This window comes from Nostoc sp. (assembly GCF_036917535.1).
Taxonomy (GTDB): domain Bacteria; phylum Cyanobacteriota; class Cyanobacteriia; order Cyanobacteriales; family Nostocaceae; genus Nostoc.
Genome location: NZ_JBALDA010000044.1, coordinates 43,970 through 62,090, shown reverse-complemented (window position 1 = coordinate 62,090; position 18,121 = coordinate 43,970). Strand labels below are relative to the sequence as shown.

28 protein-coding genes are annotated in these 18,121 nt (G+C 42.6%); 2 read left to right on the top strand and 26 right to left on the bottom strand.

All coding sequences use genetic code 11. The features are described from left to right. Positions 1 to 106 precede the first annotated feature (106 nt). Positions 107 to 2,110 (top strand): hypothetical protein, encoded by a 2,004-nt coding sequence (locus tag V7K56_RS14890; protein ID WP_334911664.1) that lies wholly within the window; start codon positions 107 to 109, stop codon positions 2,108 to 2,110. Positions 2,111 to 2,201: 91 nt separating this feature from the next. Continuing rightward, a complete protein-coding gene (locus V7K56_RS14885) occupies positions 2,202 to 2,939 on the top strand; it encodes a type I restriction enzyme HsdR N-terminal domain-containing protein (RefSeq protein ID WP_334911663.1) in 738 nt (245 codons plus the stop codon). A 160-nt stretch (positions 2,940 to 3,099) separates the two neighbouring features. On the opposite strand, the gene V7K56_RS14880 is transcribed toward V7K56_RS14885, so the two are convergent. The 26 genes from V7K56_RS14880 to rpsC form a co-directional block, all read right to left on the bottom strand. Next, a complete protein-coding gene (locus V7K56_RS14880; protein ID WP_334911662.1) occupies positions 3,100 to 3,249 on the bottom strand; it encodes a DUF29 family protein in 150 nt (49 codons plus the stop codon). A 106-nt stretch (positions 3,250 to 3,355) separates the two neighbouring features. Beyond that, positions 3,356 to 4,453, bottom strand: coding sequence for a peptide chain release factor 1 (gene prfA, locus V7K56_RS14875; protein WP_334911661.1), 1,098 nt, complete (start codon positions 4,451 to 4,453; stop codon positions 3,356 to 3,358). A gap of 104 nt (positions 4,454 to 4,557) precedes the next feature. Continuing rightward, positions 4,558 to 4,800: a 50S ribosomal protein L31 gene (gene rpmE / locus V7K56_RS14870; RefSeq protein ID WP_292759704.1), complete on the bottom strand. Its 243-nt coding sequence runs from the start codon at positions 4,798 to 4,800 to the stop codon at positions 4,558 to 4,560. An 88-nt stretch (positions 4,801 to 4,888) separates the two neighbouring features. Further along, on the bottom strand, positions 4,889 to 5,305 hold the full coding sequence (gene rpsI, locus V7K56_RS14865) for a 30S ribosomal protein S9 (RefSeq protein WP_104906415.1): 417 nt from the start codon (positions 5,303 to 5,305) through the stop codon (positions 4,889 to 4,891). After that, the gene (gene rplM / locus V7K56_RS14860) at positions 5,305 to 5,766 is read right to left on the bottom strand and encodes a 50S ribosomal protein L13 (protein WP_334852177.1); all 462 of its coding nucleotides are present in this window, start codon (positions 5,764 to 5,766) and stop codon (positions 5,305 to 5,307) included. Before rplM ends, rpsI begins: the two co-directional genes overlap by 1 nt. 62 nt (positions 5,767 to 5,828) lie before the next feature. After that, positions 5,829 to 6,677 carry a tRNA pseudouridine(38-40) synthase TruA gene (gene truA, locus V7K56_RS14855; RefSeq protein ID WP_334911660.1) on the bottom strand — a complete coding sequence of 283 codons (849 nt, stop codon included), beginning with the start codon at positions 6,675 to 6,677 and terminating at the stop codon, positions 5,829 to 5,831. Between the two features lie 135 nt (positions 6,678 to 6,812). After that, positions 6,813 to 7,163 carry a 50S ribosomal protein L17 gene (rplQ, locus tag V7K56_RS14850; RefSeq protein WP_334911659.1) on the bottom strand — a complete coding sequence of 117 codons (351 nt, stop codon included), beginning with the start codon at positions 7,161 to 7,163 and terminating at the stop codon, positions 6,813 to 6,815. Between the two features lie 32 nt (positions 7,164 to 7,195). Beyond that, positions 7,196 to 8,143: a DNA-directed RNA polymerase subunit alpha gene (locus tag V7K56_RS14845; protein ID WP_334911658.1), complete on the bottom strand. Its 948-nt coding sequence runs from the start codon at positions 8,141 to 8,143 to the stop codon at positions 7,196 to 7,198. A 393-nt stretch (positions 8,144 to 8,536) separates the two neighbouring features. After that, positions 8,537 to 8,932: a 30S ribosomal protein S11 gene (gene rpsK, locus V7K56_RS14840; protein ID WP_069070761.1), complete on the bottom strand. Its 396-nt coding sequence runs from the start codon at positions 8,930 to 8,932 to the stop codon at positions 8,537 to 8,539. Positions 8,933 to 8,986: 54 nt separating this feature from the next. Next, positions 8,987 to 9,367, bottom strand: a complete 381-nt coding sequence (rpsM, locus tag V7K56_RS14835; protein WP_334911657.1) for a 30S ribosomal protein S13 — start codon at positions 9,365 to 9,367, stop codon at positions 8,987 to 8,989. A 115-nt stretch (positions 9,368 to 9,482) separates the two neighbouring features. Further along, complete coding sequence (gene rpmJ / locus V7K56_RS14830; RefSeq protein ID WP_015129703.1) at positions 9,483 to 9,596, bottom strand: 50S ribosomal protein L36; 114 nt, start codon at positions 9,594 to 9,596, stop codon at positions 9,483 to 9,485. Between the two features lie 117 nt (positions 9,597 to 9,713). Further along, positions 9,714 to 9,938, bottom strand: coding sequence for a translation initiation factor IF-1 (gene infA / locus V7K56_RS14825; protein WP_006276978.1), 225 nt, complete (start codon positions 9,936 to 9,938; stop codon positions 9,714 to 9,716). 256 nt (positions 9,939 to 10,194) lie between these two features. Next, complete coding sequence (locus V7K56_RS14820) at positions 10,195 to 10,746, bottom strand: adenylate kinase (protein WP_334911656.1); 552 nt, start codon at positions 10,744 to 10,746, stop codon at positions 10,195 to 10,197. A 2-nt stretch (positions 10,747 to 10,748) separates the two neighbouring features. Further along, positions 10,749 to 12,059: a preprotein translocase subunit SecY gene (secY, locus tag V7K56_RS14815; RefSeq protein ID WP_104906409.1), complete on the bottom strand. Its 1,311-nt coding sequence runs from the start codon at positions 12,057 to 12,059 to the stop codon at positions 10,749 to 10,751. A gap of 74 nt (positions 12,060 to 12,133) precedes the next feature. After that, the gene (rplO, locus tag V7K56_RS14810; RefSeq protein ID WP_322679499.1) at positions 12,134 to 12,577 is read right to left on the bottom strand and encodes a 50S ribosomal protein L15; all 444 of its coding nucleotides are present in this window, start codon (positions 12,575 to 12,577) and stop codon (positions 12,134 to 12,136) included. Positions 12,578 to 12,667: 90 nt separating this feature from the next. Beyond that, the gene (gene rpsE, locus V7K56_RS14805; RefSeq protein WP_334911655.1) at positions 12,668 to 13,195 is read right to left on the bottom strand and encodes a 30S ribosomal protein S5; all 528 of its coding nucleotides are present in this window, start codon (positions 13,193 to 13,195) and stop codon (positions 12,668 to 12,670) included. A 147-nt stretch (positions 13,196 to 13,342) separates the two neighbouring features. Then, complete coding sequence (gene rplR / locus V7K56_RS14800; RefSeq protein WP_334911654.1) at positions 13,343 to 13,705, bottom strand: 50S ribosomal protein L18; 363 nt, start codon at positions 13,703 to 13,705, stop codon at positions 13,343 to 13,345. A 2-nt stretch (positions 13,706 to 13,707) separates the two neighbouring features. Continuing rightward, entirely contained in the window at positions 13,708 to 14,256 is a 549-nt protein-coding gene (rplF, locus tag V7K56_RS14795; protein WP_334911653.1) for a 50S ribosomal protein L6, read from the bottom strand. Between the two features lie 58 nt (positions 14,257 to 14,314). Further along, positions 14,315 to 14,716, bottom strand: a complete 402-nt coding sequence (rpsH, locus tag V7K56_RS14790; RefSeq protein ID WP_334911652.1) for a 30S ribosomal protein S8 — start codon at positions 14,714 to 14,716, stop codon at positions 14,315 to 14,317. A 20-nt stretch (positions 14,717 to 14,736) separates the two neighbouring features. Then, positions 14,737 to 15,285, bottom strand: coding sequence for a 50S ribosomal protein L5 (gene rplE / locus V7K56_RS14785; protein ID WP_334911651.1), 549 nt, complete (start codon positions 15,283 to 15,285; stop codon positions 14,737 to 14,739). 192 nt (positions 15,286 to 15,477) lie between these two features. Then, the gene (rplX, locus tag V7K56_RS14780; RefSeq protein ID WP_334911650.1) at positions 15,478 to 15,831 is read right to left on the bottom strand and encodes a 50S ribosomal protein L24; all 354 of its coding nucleotides are present in this window, start codon (positions 15,829 to 15,831) and stop codon (positions 15,478 to 15,480) included. Beyond that, complete coding sequence (gene rplN, locus V7K56_RS14775; protein ID WP_099101129.1) at positions 15,831 to 16,199, bottom strand: 50S ribosomal protein L14; 369 nt, start codon at positions 16,197 to 16,199, stop codon at positions 15,831 to 15,833. The genes rplX and rplN overlap by 1 nt, the downstream gene beginning before the upstream one ends. A gap of 46 nt (positions 16,200 to 16,245) precedes the next feature. Further along, on the bottom strand, positions 16,246 to 16,494 hold the full coding sequence (rpsQ, locus tag V7K56_RS14770; RefSeq protein ID WP_073641952.1) for a 30S ribosomal protein S17: 249 nt from the start codon (positions 16,492 to 16,494) through the stop codon (positions 16,246 to 16,248). 19 nt (positions 16,495 to 16,513) lie between these two features. Further along, positions 16,514 to 16,729, bottom strand: coding sequence for a 50S ribosomal protein L29 (rpmC, locus tag V7K56_RS14765; RefSeq protein ID WP_334911649.1), 216 nt, complete (start codon positions 16,727 to 16,729; stop codon positions 16,514 to 16,516). Positions 16,730 to 16,732: 3 nt separating this feature from the next. Continuing rightward, positions 16,733 to 17,158, bottom strand: a complete 426-nt coding sequence (gene rplP, locus V7K56_RS14760; protein ID WP_334690014.1) for a 50S ribosomal protein L16 — start codon at positions 17,156 to 17,158, stop codon at positions 16,733 to 16,735. Between the two features lie 118 nt (positions 17,159 to 17,276). Next, complete coding sequence (rpsC, locus tag V7K56_RS14755; RefSeq protein WP_334911648.1) at positions 17,277 to 18,068, bottom strand: 30S ribosomal protein S3; 792 nt, start codon at positions 18,066 to 18,068, stop codon at positions 17,277 to 17,279. Positions 18,069 to 18,121: the final 53 nt, after the last annotated feature.

The window sequence follows — 18,121 nt, the reverse complement described above, 5'->3', positions numbered from 1 at the left end:
TGCCAGAGGCTTGTTTAGCGGTGTTATGAGGCTTTTGTTAGATATTCAACCATAATGGGCATACTGTAAATATCAAGTAAGTAAGCATCAAAACAGAGTAAACAGTATGTTGACGATAACGTGGCAAGAAGAAATTGCATCCTTGAAACAAGAGTTGAGGAAGGAAATTAAAAAAATCTCAGTTGATTCTAAAATTAATATACCTAATCATATTTGCATTAATAACTTAAAATCTAAGTTAGAGCGATTAGATGAAATAGAAAAAATTCTTAGTATAGAAAAATATAAAATTGCTTTTATAGGTACTATTGGTCAAGGAAAGACGACAGCTATTTGCCATCTGTTTAACTTGATAAGCGATTTCAATGTTTCCAAAACTATTGCTGGTAGACCTCGAAACGTAACTGAAACTAAAGAGTTGCTATCAACAGGAGCAGGTAGAACTACTATATGTGAAGTAATTCTCAAAGCTGCGGAAAAAACTTACATAGAAATAGAGCCTTATACAGTTGATGAGATGGAAAATCTTATTTTTGAATTCTGCGACTATATTGCAGATAAAGACAATATTCAAGCAGACAAGAAAATAATTATTTCTACAGAAATTGAAAGGGCTATTAGAAATATTACAGAAATGAAGTTACGCTATCCAACAATTAATAATGAAGTAACAAAAATTGACCGAGCTAAGGAAGAATTTGATAAGTTAGGATTAGAAAAATTTAAAAAACTTGCTTTGAATAATGCAAATCTTGAATATAGAAATAATAATAAGATTGAATTTGATAATCAAAAAACTGAGCAAGATTGGATAAAAAATACCTTTGCTGCCATTAACAATGTTGAGTTAAAAGAGTTTGCTATTCCAAGAAAAGTATATCTTTATGTGAGCCATGATGTTTTATCTGGCTCAAACTTGTCTCAGTTTGATTCAATTGTGGATACTAAAGGACTTGATGAGAATCCAATTCGTAAAGACTTGCAGAAATATATTGAAAATCAGGATACTCTCTGCCTTTTTGTAACTCCCTTTAGTGCGGCTCCTGAAGCTAATATCAGTAAATTAATAAGTTATCACCTTACATCTAAATCTAAAGATTTTCATCATAGATTTGTAACTTTGGTATTGCCTCACAAAAATGAACCTGAAAGAGTAATTGGATGTGATGGAGATCGAGATATAGGAATTAAAATCAGAAAAGAAGAGATTCAAGCGACATTCAAGCGTTTAAACCTAGATTTTTTCCTGGAAAACATTTTGTTCTATGATTCTTTGAGGTACTACCGTGATGATATAGTCAAGCTAAATACTGACATTTATAACGAAGAAGATGTACAGGCAGATAAAGATGATTTTCTAAAAGCTGTAGCCAGTGTAGTAAAACGCAGACAGAATATTTTATTGGATGAAATAAAAAATATCCAAGAAAGTTTTACGAGAATAAAAAATGGTGATGCTTTGACAGGATCAGAAATCAAAGCAATTGAAAATGCCATTCACAATATAAAAGATTTACGCTATTTAAATAGAAGAGTGCCTAGTTTTGTTTATAAAGATTTTGTTGATAAATATATTGAATATTATCGTACTGTTTATCGAGCATGGAACACTAAACATGCTATACATAGAAACTTTGGTTATTATGATCCAAGGAATATAGATATATATTACGATATGAGGATTGTTGCTGAGGGAAGAAATGAAGATGAAATGTTGAAAAAATTTACCAAACAAGCTAAACAGGAATTAGAAAATATCCTTAATGAGCTTACTTTTGCAAATGAATCATTAAAAACACTTATCCCTGAATTAGTCATGCAATTTAACTCATTTTATGATAGTTTTATAAGTGAAGTAGGTGTAAAAATTCAAGATGAAGCTATAAGAAAATTATCACCTAAAAGCGAAGATTCTGAGTTTTGGACGGCTTTAATTAAGGAAAAGGGTAAGGTACAGCTTCCTGGTGAAAACTATACAAAGAACGTATGTCAGACCTTGAAGCACGAACTTGAAACTGAGCAAAGCTTAAATATATTTTTAGAGATTAAAGCAGGACAGTATTGGGCAGAATTAGTTACTAAAATCTTAAGCTTTTTTGGAGAAAAATAGACAGATAGCAATTTAAAATTGCATGGAAAATATTAAGGGATGTAAGGAGATTGCATCCCTATAACCAGTTTATAAATAAACCTGACTATCTATGAGTAGCTTAAGTGAAGAAATATCTAGAAAACTAAATATATATAAAAGAAACTATGCAGAATATACAAAGTGTTTAATTAGAGGTAGTGAAATTGTTCTTAATGGACGACCAGAAGAAAAAGTTAGGCAATTGTTTATCTACTTTTTGGTAAACCAAAGTAAATTATTTCCAAATGAAATTGATATAAGAGTGGAATCTGATTATCATGATATAGAATTATGTAAAACTGTAAAAAATGACTATTTTAAACCATATTGTCCTCCTCTAATGATTGTGGAAGTGAAGCGAGAAGAAGAAAACTTGCGGAATCATGAGAAGCAGATTGAAAGATACCTAAAAAAATCTTGTTCAGAAATTGGAATTTTATATAATTACCATGAAATTATTGCATATACAAAAAAAGACGGCGTATTTACGAGTAATCATCTCAATAGTCTTGAAGATATACCACCTTTAATCTTGCAAAGTTCTAATAAATTAGATGAAAATATACTAGAATTTGAAAAAGCTATAAATGGAAGTTTTGATAGCTTTATTTATCTTGTTAATAAATATGGAAAATATAAACTTAACAGAATAGTTTTCAGACTGAAACATAAGCAGTTACCTGTAGTAGGCTCTTTCTTTAAGTTTCAAGATAACAAGCTGTACTATAATATATATGTTCAAAATGTTCAAAAACAGCAAAGCTGTGATTTCCAAGATTTTAAAAAGCTAGTTTCTATTATTTATTAATAAATATAACGTGTCTCAAAATAAAAAATGAGCGTCAGAAATATGGTAGGAATTATCCTTCCCAGTCTTGACGAGTATCGCACAGAAAATTGTCTGCGATCGCATCATCAAATAAATAGGGGCAATCCTCTGGAAAAGTTCGTAATGGTAAGTTAGTTTGTCATAGTGCCAAATCGACTCCCGCTTCAAAACCATCTAATAAGGCTTCTTCGATTCGAGACTTTAAGCTAGGGTTCTGTTGCAAATGTCTTTGAATGGCGCGACGCTGTTCTCGAATTGTTATATGAAGTACGAATGTGCCTATTACCATTATCCTAGTGAAATGGAAGATGCACTCGACGCGATATTAGAAAACCACCTGTGTGTTAAAAACAACAAAGCAACAAGTGGTTTTCCAGTAATATTAACAGCAAAAATTAGTTAGCGGCAGAAGTCGCTAGTTCCGCGAGACGTTCTTGCTGGTCTAGAGATATGCAAGATTGGATCAGTGTCTCTAAATCACCTTCCAAAACAGGGTTAAGAGAATAATTCTGACCTAAGCGGTGATCGGTAGCGCGGTTATCTTTATAATTATAGGTGCGAATTTTTTCCGATCGCGATCCTGTACCAACCTGCGATCGCCGCATGGAAGTTACAGCTTCTTGTTGTTCGCTTAACTTGATTTCATACAACTTCGCCCGCAGAATTTGCATCGCCCGTTCTTTGTTTTGCAACTGGCTGCGTTCTTCTGTACAGAAAATGCGTATCCCCGTTGGTTTGTGCATCAAGTCAACGGCTGTTTCCACCTTATTAACGTTTTGTCCACCAGCACCACCAGAACGAGCTGTAGTCATTTCAATATCTTTCGGATCAATGTGAATTTCCACATCATCCACCTCTGGCATAATCGCCACGGTAGCTGTGGAAGTATGAACCCGTCCCCCAGATTCAGTTGCCGGCACGCGCTGCACACGATGTACTCCAGCTTCAAACTTTAACTGGCTGTAAACGTCATTACCTTTAATTTCGAGAATGACTTCTTTCCAACCACCCATTTCTCCACGAGATTCGCTCACTAGAGAAACTTTCCAACCTTGACTTTGGGCATAGCGGGTGTACATCTGCATCAAATCGCCAGCCCAAATACTTGCTTCATCGCCACCAGTACCTGCGCGAATTTCCAACATGATATTCTTTTCATCATTAGGGTCGCGTGGTAGCAGTAAGACCTTCAAGCGAGACTCTAAATGTTCTATTTTTTCTTCAAGTTCTTTTACTTCCAGTGCTGCCATTTCTTGCAACTCTGGGTCACTCGCAGATTCTTTGTAAACTTCACGCGCTCCAATTAAGTCTTCTTGGGCTGCTTTCCAAATTTCATAAGTATTAACTACCTCTTCCAAAGAAGAACGAGACTTAGCAATTTGTTGATACTCATCAGGATTGCTAGCGGTATCGGGGTCGCCAAGACGACGTGTTAATTCATTAAAGGTTTGTTCAACAGATTTTAGTTTGTCCAGTAAGTATGATTCAGCCATGACGAGTGCGATCGCTCCTTAAAAAAATAACAAATTGGCTCGAGCATATAAATGAAAATCGACCCAGCTGATGCAGGGCCGTCGTTAACAGCAGAGCCAACCCGCTACTTTTTGTTTTGATCGTCGCCAGATGTTTGAGTGCTGCTCATGCCGTACTTGCGGAGGAAGCGCTCTACTCGACCCTCAGTGTCAATAATCTTCTGAGTCCCGGTGTAAAATGGGTGATTTCCAGACCAAACATCTACGTGCAATTCTGGCTTAGTAGAGCCAATGGTCATAACAACTTGACCGTTGCAGTAAACTTTAGCATCTGGATACCACTTGGGGTGAATATCAGATTTAGCCATTGTTCTTTTTGTGATCAATCTATATCAATTATAACTTTCAGGTTTCAGTTGAAGCTAGGGAGTGGAGAGATGCCCCACGCCCAATTCCCTAACGCTTAGAGTACTGAGGCGCTTTCCGAGCTTTATGTAAACCATATTTCTTCCGCTCTTTTGCTCTGGGATCGCGAGTCAAATAACCTTCAGTTTTCAAAGGTGGGCGGTTGTCTGGGTCTAGTTGGCATAAAGCACGAGCAACTCCCAAACGAACAGAATCAGCCTGTCCGGTCAAGCCGCCGCCTTCTGCTTTCACCAAAATGTCATATTCGTTTTCTAGTCCCAAAGTTTCCAGGGGTGCTTTGATCACTCCCAGATAGTTGGGGTTGAATTGGAAATATAAAGTTCCATCTTTACCGTTCACAATCAGTTGACCGGTGCCTGGAACCAAGCGTACTCTTGCTACTGCGTTCTTACGACGACCAGTACCCCAGTATACGGCGCGACCGCTATTAGCATCTGCTACTACCATTAATTTTCTTCTCCAGGAATTGTACTAACTTTTAGTTCTTTAGGTTTTTGAGCATCATGGGGATGCGTAGGCCCAGCGTAAACTTTCAGCTTGGTGAACAACTGCTTACCAAGGCTATTTTTAGGTAGCATACCTTTAACAGCTTGTTCTAAAATCCGTTCTGGTATGCGCTCTTGCAGTTTAGCGAAAGTTTCCGTTTTCATCCCACCGGGGCGACCAGAATGGCGGCGGTAAAGCTTTTGAGTGCGCTTTTTGCCTGTGACTGCTACTTTCTCGGCATTGATGACAATTACAAAGTCACCTGTATCTAGATGGGGTGTATATTCGGGTTTCTTTTTGCCTCTCAATACCTGGGCGATTTCACTAGCGAGGCGACCGAGACGTTTATCGGTGGCATCTACTATGTACCACTCACGCTCAAGGGACGCTTGAGAAGGAAGGTATGTTTTAACTGTTGTCATTTGTCATTTGTCCTTTGTCATTTTTAATTTGTCATTAGTCATTTGTTATTTGTCCTTTGTCACTACTGACCAATGACTAATGACTCTTGACTAGTGACGAACTTTGGTAAGGTGTCGTACCAAATCTCTTTTGGAAACGGAAAATCGGGATAGCCGACTCGCAACAAGCATAAGCCTTGAGGCGGTGCGGCGTATTTCACTTCTTGCCGACGTTGTTCTTTCCAGAGTTCGGTGAAGCTAGAAAGTGTTCGTTGTCCAGAACCTACTTGTACCAGCATCCCTACCAACAGCCGTACCATGCCATACAAAAATCCATCTGCCTGTATTTCAATATGGATAAATGGCCCACTGCGACGACACTCTGCTGCTTGCACCTCTACCCAGGAATGCGATCGCTTTGAGCCTGCACGATGAAAAGCAGCTAAGTGATGCTTTCCCAACAGAGGTTTCAAGGCAGCTTGAATTAAAGATTCATCTAGGGGTGCATAATAATAATGCCAACTGAAGGGTCTTATAAACAAGTTAAGCCGATCTTCAGTATATATTGTGTAGCGATACCGTCGATAGGCTGCACTAAAGCGAGCGTGCCAACGGTTATCAACACTAGCTGAAGCCCTGATTAATATATCTGGTGGTAGATAGCTATTTAGGATTGTTGCCCACTTGTGAGGCGGAATTAAACCTGTAGCTTCAAAATGGGCTACTTGAGCAGCAGCGTGAACTCCAGAATCGGTTCGCCCAGCACCGTGTAATGTTACATGATGCCCAATAATAGTAGCGATCGCAATTTCGATTTCTTCTTGGACAGTCCGTTGGTTTTTTTGCCGTTGCCAGCCATGAAAATGAGTGCCCAGGTATTGGATTACCAAGGCTACTCGATGAGTTTGTGTCGGCTGGTGGCTTTCTAACATACAGATTTTGTCTTTGAAGTTCTGATCTAAGGAAGCCTTAGCTCAGACTTATCTCTTTGTCATTTGTCCTTTGTTATTTACTAATGACCATTGTACAGACGCGATTAATCGCGTCTCTGACCAATGACTAATGACTTAAACCAATTCAATTATTGCCATTTTTGCATTATCACCCCGACGTGGTACGGTATGCAGGATGCGGGTATAACCGCCCTGGCGAGCGCCATATCGAGTTGGAGCTTGCTCAAATAGAGCGTGAACCAGTTGTTTGTCGAAGATGTAGCCAAGAGCTTCCCGACGTGCTGCCAAGGAGCCATTTTTGGCTAGGGTAATCATTTTTTCCACTTCACTTCGCAGAACTTTTGCTCTAATTAAAGTGGTGGTGATTTTACCATGACGGATTAGCTCGGTGGTGAGCGATCGCAGTAAAGCACGGCGTTGATCTGCTGGTTTACTGAGTTTTTTGACGCGACAACGGTGACGCATAATTATGCACTATGAATTATGAACAGTTTTTCTTAAGGGTGTTTAGAGCCTCTTTCCATTGGCAGGGTGATGCCCAAGCGTCGCTGCAAAGCTTCCACGACTTCTTCTGCTGACTTCTGCCCAAAGTTCTTAATTTCTAAGAGGTCTTCTTGGGTATAATCCAACAAATCTGCCACAGAGTTAACTTGTGCCCGTTTGAGACAGTTATATGCCCGTACAGAAAGTTGCAACTCTTCGATGGGTATCTGGGCAGTTGGGTCGTCTGGAATGTCCGAACCTGTGTCTGTTGGTTCTAGGGAGATATCTTTCAACGGGTTGAATAAATCTACCAATATTGCAGCGGCCGAAGATAGTGCTTCCTGGGGGGAAATACTGCCATTTGTCCAAACTTCTAACAGTAGTCGGTCTTTTGGAATCAAGCCGTCCCCACGAGATTCTTCAACACTGTAGTTGACTTTTCGCACCGGCATAAATATTGAGTCGATTTGGAGAAAATCCAACGATGTGGCTTCCTCACGTCCTCGCTCTACGGTGCGATAGCCTTTGCCTTTCTCAATCCGAAACTCCATTTCCAGCTTTCCACCCTCAGCGATGGTGGCTACATACTGGGTCGGATCGATGACTTCTACTTCACTGGGCAAATCAAAATGTGCCGCAGTGATTGTTGCTGGGCCGCTAACGAGTAATCTACCAATCTGGGGCTGCGAAGAATAGTTTTTCAGGATAACTTCCTTCATTCTCATGAGAATTTCGAGCACATCTTCCCGTACGCCTGGAACTGTGGCAAACTCATGTGAAACTTTTTCAATCCTCACTGCTGTAACTGCCGTACCCTCTAGATTAGACAGTAAAACCCGCCGCAGTGCGTTGCCAACAGTTGTTCCTTGACCGCGTTCTAGAGGTTCCAAAACAAATTTACTGTAATGGTTCCGACTTTCCTCGGTATTCGACTCTACACATTCAATTTGAAACTGCGCCACGGATGAGCCTCCCTTTTTCTAAGGTGCTGCTAGCAGACAAATCAATTGCCTCCAGAATTGATTGCCAATTTTCGATTTTGGACTTTGGATTTTGGATTGTGCTTCTTTCGTTCATGCTCCACCTCTTATTGGCGGAACAAATCTTAAATAATCAACTTAAAATCCACGAGGCCCAGCACCCTTATATTCGGGTTCAATCTAAAATCGCAAACCTAAAATCCAAAATTGATTAATAATATTTTGGGTAGCCTGAAGTTTAACAGCTTTTCCGGCGGGAAAATCTGACGCGCTTCTGGTCGCCCAAGCTTTGACTCAATAACAGTTTGCACGTTAGACGCCCAAGCGGTCATTGCTGAGTGTAAGTTTTCGTCCTTACTGCCCAAGTCTTGGTGTTTAAACTCGACGGCGCTTGGGTGGACGACAACCATTGTGAGGAATCGGGGTAATATCCCGAATCAGTGTAATTTCCAGTCCTGCTCCTTGGAGTGCCCGAATAGCGGTTTCTCTACCTGCTCCTGGCCCACTGACCATTACCTCGATTTGGCGCATTCCTTGATCTATAGCTCGGCGAGCTGCACTTTCAGCTGCGGTTTGCGCTGCAAAGGGAGTCCCCTTTTTTGCTCCCTTAAAACCGCTAGAACCAGCGCTAGCCCAGGAGATAACATCTCCATTTTGATCGGTAATGGTGACAATGCTATTGTTGAAAGTAGACTGGATGTAAGCCATTCCACTGGGTACATTCCGTTTCTGCTTCTTGCTCCCGGTTTTTTTAGTTGGTTGTCTCGCCATACTTGTTTAGTTGATTTAAGGTAAAACTTGCTCGGATTAGCAAGCGTTGCAAAATTATTTCCCTGGAGCCTTCTTCTTCCCTGCCACTGTCTGCCTTCTGCCTCGACGGGTTCTGGCATTTGTGCGAGTTCTTTGACCTCTGACTGGTAAGCCCATACGATGACGACGACCTCTGTAGGTACCGATATCAATTAAGCGCTTGATGTTCAAACCTTCTAAGCGCCGCAAATCGCCTTCAACTTGATAGTTGGTTTCTATTTCCCCTCGTAGGGCTGTCACATCGGCATCACTTAAGTCTTTAACGCGGGTGTCTGGGTTCACACCAGTAGCCGCTATAATTTCTTGAGAGCGTGATAATCCAATTCCGTAGATGTAAGTTAGACCGATCTCGACGCGCTTATCGCGTGGAAGGTCTACTCCGGCAATACGTGCCACAATGAACTCTCCCTATTGTTCTCGCAATTACTTTTGGTTGGAAAAACGTGATTGATCGCGTCTTTTCGTTTTAATGATGATATGCGTCCTGCAACTGACTCTGTTGGTAAAAGTGTTATCCTTGACGTTGTTTGTGCTTGGGGTTCACGCAAATCACCATAACGCGACCACGACGTTTGATCACGTTACACTTTTCACAAATTTTCTTGACTGAGGCTCTAACTTTCATGCCTTTTATTTTTTGACTCCAAATATAAAATTATAGCATTTCTAAGAAAATTAATCCAGTTAAATGACTAGCAAACAGTCAAAAAAATGGTTTTATGGTAATATTCTCTACATATACTTACTTCTTTCGTAATCGATAGGTAATTCTGCCTTTGGTCAAGTCGTAGGGGGTTAACTCCACCTTGACGCGATCGCCAGGCAAAATCTTGATATAATTTCGGCGAATCTTGCCGGAAATATGTGCTAGCACGTTAAAGCCATTGTCCAAGTCAACGCGAAACATTGCATTGGGCAAGGACTCTGTAACCGTGCCTTCCATTTCAATCAAATCTTGCTTAGACAATTTGTTTTTTCCTCAACTCAACAATTTCGTGTTCAGTTGCAGCGCTTCATCTGCAAATAAACACATTTTCAGAAATATATCAATAGTTTATTAATATATCTTAGCTAAAATTGATCTTTTTCTTGGGAGGAGGCATTGGGCATTGGGCATTAGGGGATTGGGAAAGAGGAGGCAGAAGGCAGAAGTTCTTTAATGCGTGAATTTTGAATTTTGAATTTTGAATTTTGAATTGATTTCTCCCTCATCCTCCTCATCCTCAGGCGATTACCTTTTGTAGTTCACCAGTGACATCTTCTTGGGACTGATTGCCATTGACTGTTAGGAGTTTTTGGCGATCGCCATAATAATCAATTAAAGGTGCAGTTTCAGCGCGGTACACTTCTAAACGACGACGAATCACCTCTTCGGTATCATCTTTTCGTCCTCTAGCTAGCAAACGTGCGATCACAATTTCATCTGGTGCATCTAGATTGACTACCTTTTCGCCACTCTGATGTATTTCTTCTAGTAACTTCTCCAGAAAACCTGCTTGGGTCACTTTTCGGGGAAAACCATCAAGAATCCAACCATTTTTGGCATCTTGTTGACTGAGGCGCTCCTGTACCAAGTCCTGCACTAACTGATCGGGTACTAACTCGCCGCTATCAACGTAACTTTGAGCCTTGATTCCCAAATGAGTTTGCTCTTTCATGGCTTGTCTTAAAATTTCACCAGTAGAAATATGGGGAATATTCAAGTGTTCAGCCAAAGTTTGAGCTTGTGTTCCTTTACCTGCTCCAGGTGGCCCCAAGAAGATTAATCGCGTCACTATTATTTCACCATTCCTTCGTAGCGCTGAGAGATGACATAAGTTTGGACTTGTTTGGCTGTCTCAATTGCCACACCAACTAAAATTAACAACGAGGTTGCACCAATTCCCCGGAAAGTTTTCACATTCAAAGCGCTTTCCACAGCTGTGGGGATAATAGCAACAAAGCCCAAAAAGATCGCACCCAAAAAAGTTAGTCGGTTGGAAACGCGTTCGATATACTCGCTAGTTGCCTTGCCAGGACGAATTCCAGGAATACTAGAACCCATTTTCTTCAAGTTCTGCGCCACATCTACCGGGTTAAGAATCAACGAAGAATAGAAGTAGCTGAAGAAAACAATGGAAATCATGTATACCAAAGCATAGACCCAGGAGCTAGAACCGCTTGGACTCAAATAAGTGTTAACTATATTTGCCAAATCGGCATTTTTAGTAAAATTGGCGATTAGCAGTGGCAAACTGAGGATGGCAGCAGCAAAAATAATTGGCATTACGCCGCCTTGATTTAACCGCAGGGGCAGATAACTACGCTGCTCTGCCAAAACTCGCCGACCTACTTGGCGACGGGCCGAAATAATTGGGATGCGCCGCATTCCTTCTTGGACAATCACAATACCAACAATTGTTGCTAGGAAGACCAAGATCAGGACGATCACTCGACCGACTGCTTCCCGACCGCCGACTTGCACCAAGTCGATGGTATCGCCTAAAGCTTTTGGTAATGAGGCAACAATGTTGACAAAAATCAGCAATGATGCTCCATTGCCAATGCCCCTTTCTGTAATCAGTTCTGATGCCCACATGACGAACATTGAACCAGCAGTCAAAGCGATCGCAGTTTCAGCTACAAAGATTGGCCCTGGCTTTAGGGCGAATTGCTGGAGGAATAATGCCGAAAAAGCTGTACTTTGAAGAATTGCCCAACCGACAGTGACATAGCGGGTAATTTGCGATATTTTTCGCCGACCGGCTTCCCCCTCATTTTTCTGTAAATTTTCTAAAGATGGAATCGCCGCAGTCAGCAATTGGATGATAATAGACGCATTAATGAAGGGCAAAATTCCTAAAGCAAAGACTCCCAAAGTCGAAAGTCCTCGCCCGGAAAATATATCCAATAAGCCGAATATGGAATTACTCCCCGATATGGCTTCGGCAAATCTCGGTCTATCAATCCCTGGAACGGGCAAAAAGATACCTAAGCGAACCAAAATCAAAATACCGACAGTGACAAGCAGCCTACCTCTAAGGCCAGCTGCCTGTGCCATCTGCATAAAAGTTTCTTGAGCCGTTGGGGCTTTATCTCGACTGATCATAGAGTGCTACCTTTATAGTGAACCAAGCACTGGCAGCGAGTTGGCTTGCATTTAAGTGCGCTATTCCGGCTCACTCATAAGACTTCACAACTACCACCAGCTGCCTCAATTTTGCTACGAGCTGAACCTGTGAAAGCTGCCGCTTGTACTTTGAGCGGAATGCTCAATTCCCCGTTACCTAAAATTTTCAATGGCCCCTTGACAGCAGTCAGGATACCTGCGGCTTTCAATGAGGTCAAAGTTACTTCCGTATTCGCAGGAAGGGAGGCTAGCTTCTCTACATTAATCGTAGTGTAAATCTTCTGATTAATTATCGGAAAGCCCTTCAGCTTAGGTAAGCGGCGGTACAATGGCTGTTGACCACCTTCAAAACCTGGTCGTGTACTACTACCAGAACGAGATTTTTGACCCCGCATACCTAGACCGGCACTAGCACCTTGACCAGCAGAAATACCTCTAGCTACACGGCGCTTGCGTTTCTTTGAGCCTTTTTGCGGCTTAACATCATGGAGTCTCATAATTTATCAAGTTTTCATTTGTCGTTTGTTATTCACTAATGACCATTGTACAGACCCGATTAATCGCGTCTCTACTGACCGATGACTAAATTAGATGTAGAGATTTTGAATAGGAATATCGCGATCTTCAGCGACTTCAGAAAGGGTACGCAGTGTAGATAAGGCATTAACTGCGGCTCTAGCATTATTGAGCGGATTGTTGGAGCCTAGTTGTTTGGCTAAGACGTTACGAACTCCTGCTAATTCCAACACAGTTCGCACAGCACCACCCGCAATTACCCCAGTACCAGGTGCGGCTGGACGCATAATCACTTTTGCACCGCCACCGATACCATCAATCGGATGGGGTATGGAGTTGGACTTGGTGATTGGAATATCAATGAGGTGTTTTTTGCCGTCGGCTACGCCTTTTTTGACGGCGCCAATTACATCTGAAGCTTTGCCTACTCCGACTCCAACTTGACCGCGTTCGTTACCAACGACAACGATCGCTCGGAAGCTGAGTTTTTTACCACCTTTGACCACTTTACTTACGCGTCGGATTTGGATAACCCGCTCTTGCCAAGTGGTTTCTTCTTTTTTGGCACGCTTTGTTCTACTTTTACGCTCTGTTGCCATAATTTCTGCCTCTTTTGTCATTAGTCATTAGTCATTAGTCATTAGTCATTAGTCATTAGTTCTTATACAAGGGACAAAGCGCAAAGTCTGAGCGCCGGATTCCGGCGATTGGAACTTTGTAAGAGAGGACAAATGACAAAGGACAATTTAAAAATCTAAACCAGCTTCGCGTGCTGCTTCAGCTAGTGCTTTGACACGACCATGATATAAGTTACCACCACGATCAAAGACTACTTTGGTAATGCCTTTTTCTAGCGATCGCACTGCGATCAACTTACCAACTTGCACCGATGCATCGCGGTTTGCACCTGACGCTAAACTAGATTTCAACTCTGGTTCTACAGTCGATGCGGCCACGATGGTTTGATGCTGAGTGTCATCAATTATCTGGGCATAAATATGCTCATTAGAACGAAATACCGCTAAACGCGGACGTTCTGGGGAGCCAATAACTTTGCCGCGAACGCGTCGATGACGACGGCTTTTTGATTCTCTACGAGTAAGTTTCATTTCTACTTCTTACCACCCTTACCAGTCTTACCAGCTTTCCGTCTGACTACTTCACCGGCATAGCGAATGCCTTTACCTTTGTAAGGTTCTGGTGGACGAACGGCACGAATTTTGGCGGCTGTGTTACCGACAATTTCTTTGTCATAGCCGCTGACAATGACGTTAGTAGTACCTTCTACAGCAAACTGAATCCCTTCTGGGGGTTCAATTTGCACCTGATGGCTGTAACCCATATTTAAAATTAGGTTACGCCCTTGAATTTGTGCCCTGTAACCAACACCTTGGATTTCTAAACGGCGCTGAAAACCTTGGGAAACTCCCTCGACCATGTTGGCAACTAAAGTACGGCTCAAGCCATGCATTTGCTTTGAGGTACGAGTTTCATCCCGACGGTTTACCTGTAATATTTCTCCCTCTTGAGAGAGTGAAACATTCGCAGCTAGAGTGCGAGAAAGTTCTCCCTTGGGCCCTTTCACCACAATATTTGTACCATCGATCGCCACTTGAACTTTGGCGGGAATAGTAATTGGACGTTTACCAATACGAGACATGACTTTTTGTCCTTTGTTATTTGTCTGTTGTCTTTTGTCCTTCACTAATGACCAATGACTACCAAACGTAACAAAGTACTTCGCCACCCAAGTTCTGACGCCGCGCTTCGCGGTCAGTCATAATCCCACTGGATGTAGAAATAATGGCAATGCCAATGCCGCCTAGTACCCTTGGTAATTCTTTTCGATTTGAATAAACACGTAAGCCAGGCTTACTGACCCGCTTTAAGGCGGTGATTAGAGGCTGACGGTTTTTACCTTTGTATTTCAGGGAAATCACTAAATTGCGTTTTACCCCTTCTTCTGTTTCTTCAATTTCAGCAATAAAGCCTTCCTCCCGTAGCACTTTGGCAATGCTCCGGGTCAATTTTGTCGCTGGCACTTGTGTAGTTTGATGCCGCGCCAGGTTGGCATTGCGGATGCGCGTCAGCATATCTGCAATTGTGTCGTTAGCCGCCATCGTTCCCTCTATAGATGAACTTATTGATCGCGAAAGGGCATTCCTAATTCTTTAAGTAAGGCGCGTCCCTCTTCGTCGTTTGTTGCTGTGGTGATGATGGAAATATCCAGACCACGCACTTGATCGATGCTGTCGTATTCTACTTCTGGAAAAATTAGCTGTTCTCTCACACCCAGAGTATAGTTACCACGTCCGTCAAAGCTTTTAGGGCTAACGCCGCGAAAATCTCGAATTCTGGGTAGTGAAAGGCTAACTAACCGATCAAAAAAGGCATACATCCGTTCGGCTCTGAGTGTCACCATGATCCCTACAGGCATCCCTTGACGAATCTTAAAGCCCGCGATCGCCTTTTTCGCCCGTGTCACCACTGGTTTTTGACCAGTGATTACTGAAATTTCGTTTATGGATGCTTCCAGCGCCTTCGCATTTTGAGCCGCTTCACCCAAACCTCGGTTAATCGTAACCTTTACCAACTTCGGTACTTGATGAACGTTGGTATATTGAAACTGATTGATCAGTTTGGGGACGACTGTCTCTTGATATAAGCTTTTGAGTCTTGTTGTCGCCATAGTTTTTTGTCCTGATATCCCTGGGCTTGGTCAGGGAACTTTTATTGTCCTTTGTCTTTTGTTATTTGTCTTTTTACTAATAACTAATGACCATTGTACAGACGCGATTAATGAGCTAACGCGTTGCGGGGGTTCCCCCCGTTGTAGCGACTGGCGTCGCGTCTCTACTGACTAATGACCAATGACTAATGACTATTTATCTATAATTTCGCCAGTTTTCTTGAGTTTTCTGACTTTTTTGCCTTCTGAGGTAAAGGTATACCCAATACGACTGGCAACGTTTTGCTTGGTAGAATAAAGCATCACATTGGAGCTATGAATCGGGAATTCTTGGGTAATAATTCGCCCTGATTCCCCTTCTTGCTGGGGTTTGACGTGCTTGGTCTTGATGTTGACACCTTTGACGATGACTTTACTCAGTTGGGGAAGTGCTTGGATAATTTCACCAACCTTTCCTTTGTCTTTGCCAGCAATCACTTGTACGGTGTCGCCAGTTTTGACATGCATTTTGTAGAATACTTTGGGCCTACCCTGTTTGGCTGCCATTAAAGCACCTCCGGAGCCAGAGAAACAATTTTAGTAAAGTTTTTATCGCGCAGTTCCCGAGCAACTGGGCCAAAAACCCGTGTACCTCTGGGATTACCGTCTTTGTTGATGATTACAGCAGCGTTATCATCAAAGCGAATGCTCATGCCGCTGTCACGATTTACAGCTTTTCGAGTCCTGACAATTACTGCTTCTACAACATCAGACTTTTTTACAGCCATGTTGGGTGTAGCATCTTTGACAACTGCGATAATTTTATCGCCGATAAAACCATAGCGGCGGTTGCCTCCACCCAAGATGCGGATGCACATTAGTTTGCGGGCGCCGCTATTATCTGCGACATTCAGGTAAGTCTGGGGTTGAATCACAATTATTTTTCCTTGTAATGTTGTTAGTTGCTAACAACGATGAGGTTTAAGTGGGCTTGACGTTGAGGATTTCTGTGATTTTCCAGCGCTTGGTTTTACTCAGGGGTCTAGTTTCCTGAATGCGAACGCGATCGCCTACTTTACACTGATTTTCTTCGTCGTGAACTTTATATCGTTGGGTGTTAACCACAATCTTGCCGTACTTGGGGTGAGGAGCGCGGTTTTCTATGGCGACTACCACAGTTTTTTGCATTTTATCGCTCACTACCAAGCCAACTCGTTCTTTAACTGCCATAATCTCCTACTTTTTTTCTTTAGCCGGATTGACTTGCTGCCCGTTTGCGTTCTGTTTCTACCGTCAGCAATTGGGCTAGGCGGTGGCGCATTTGTCGGAACTGGTGGGGCTTTTCTAATTGTCTGGTGGCTTTTTGCAAGCGCAACTGAAATAGTTGTCTTTTGATTGCGACAATTTCATCAGAGAGTTTCTCGTCGCTTAATTCTCTAGCTTCTGAAATCTTGGGAAGAGGCATAAGCTACTCCTGCTCCTGTGGTTGAGAGCGCACAATAAACTTGGTTTTGATGGGCAGTTTAAATGAAGCCAAACGCATCGCTTCACGGGCGATTTCTTCAGAAACTCCAGCAATTTCAAACAAAATCCGTCCTGGCTTGACTACAGCTACCCAAAACTCTGGCGAACCTTTACCGGAACCCATCCGGGTTTCAGCAGGACGCATGGTTACAGGTTTATCAGGGAAAATCCGAATCCAGATTTGTCCACCCCGACGAATATAACGAGTCATCGCCCGACGGGAAGCCTCGATTTGCCGGGAGGTAATCCAAGCAGGTTCTTGCGCTTGGAGTGCAAAATCACCGAAGTTGAGAGTACTACCACGGGTGGCTAGTCCCTCCATCCGTCCGCGCTGTTGTTTGCGGAATTTAGTTCTTCTAGGGCTTAACATGATTGGCTACTAGGCATTGGGCATTGGGGAGCCAGCGCTGTGGGCGGGTTTCCCGACTTGAGGCGACTGGCGTCATTGGGCATTGGGCATTGTCAATTCTTTATGCCCCATTCCCTTTTTATCCTTCATTTGAGCGGTCTTCAAATTGCTGGCGACGACGTTGTTGTTGACGGCGACGGGGATCGCGTTCGCGATCCCCGCGTTCGCGATCTCCGCGTTCGCGATCGCGGCTTGCGGGTGGTAACGGAGTTTCTTCCTGTCCAGGAATAATTTCTCCCTTAAACACCCATACTTTTATACCCAAAATGCCGTAAACAGTTTTTGCTGTGCAATAAGAGTAGTCAATGTCAGCCCGTAAGGTATGTAAAGGTACTCTACCTTCACGAGTCCACTCTGTCCGGGCAATTTCTGCACCATTGAGGCGACCGCTAACTTGGATTTTAATACCTTGGACACCGGCGCGCTGGGCACGTTGAATCGATTGCCGGACTACCCGCCGAAAGGAAACCCGACGTTCCAATTGTTGAGCAATGTATTCGGCAATTAGGTAGGCATCAGCATCAACCCGTTGAACTTCAACTACGTTAATGCGAATTTGGCGATTACTACCCAACAATCCTTGGAGTCCGGTACGTAAGGATTCAATACCTTGTCCACCGCGACCCACTACTACGCCTGGTCTAGCTGTGCGTATTTCTAAGTCGATTTGGTCAGCTTTGCGCTCAATCCGCACTTCGGAAATCCCGGCGTTGTTTTGAGCCTGTCTACCCAGCTTTTGTTCTATGTATTGACGGAGTTTGTGATCTTCTTGGAGAAGTTCTGGATAGCGATCGGGAACAGCAAACCAACGGGATTGATGTTCTTGTGTAATACCCAGGCGAAAACCAACTGGATGAATCTTTTGTCCCACGAATGCTTCCTCTAAAATTTCTGACTTTACGCAATTTATTCCTGTAAAAAAGC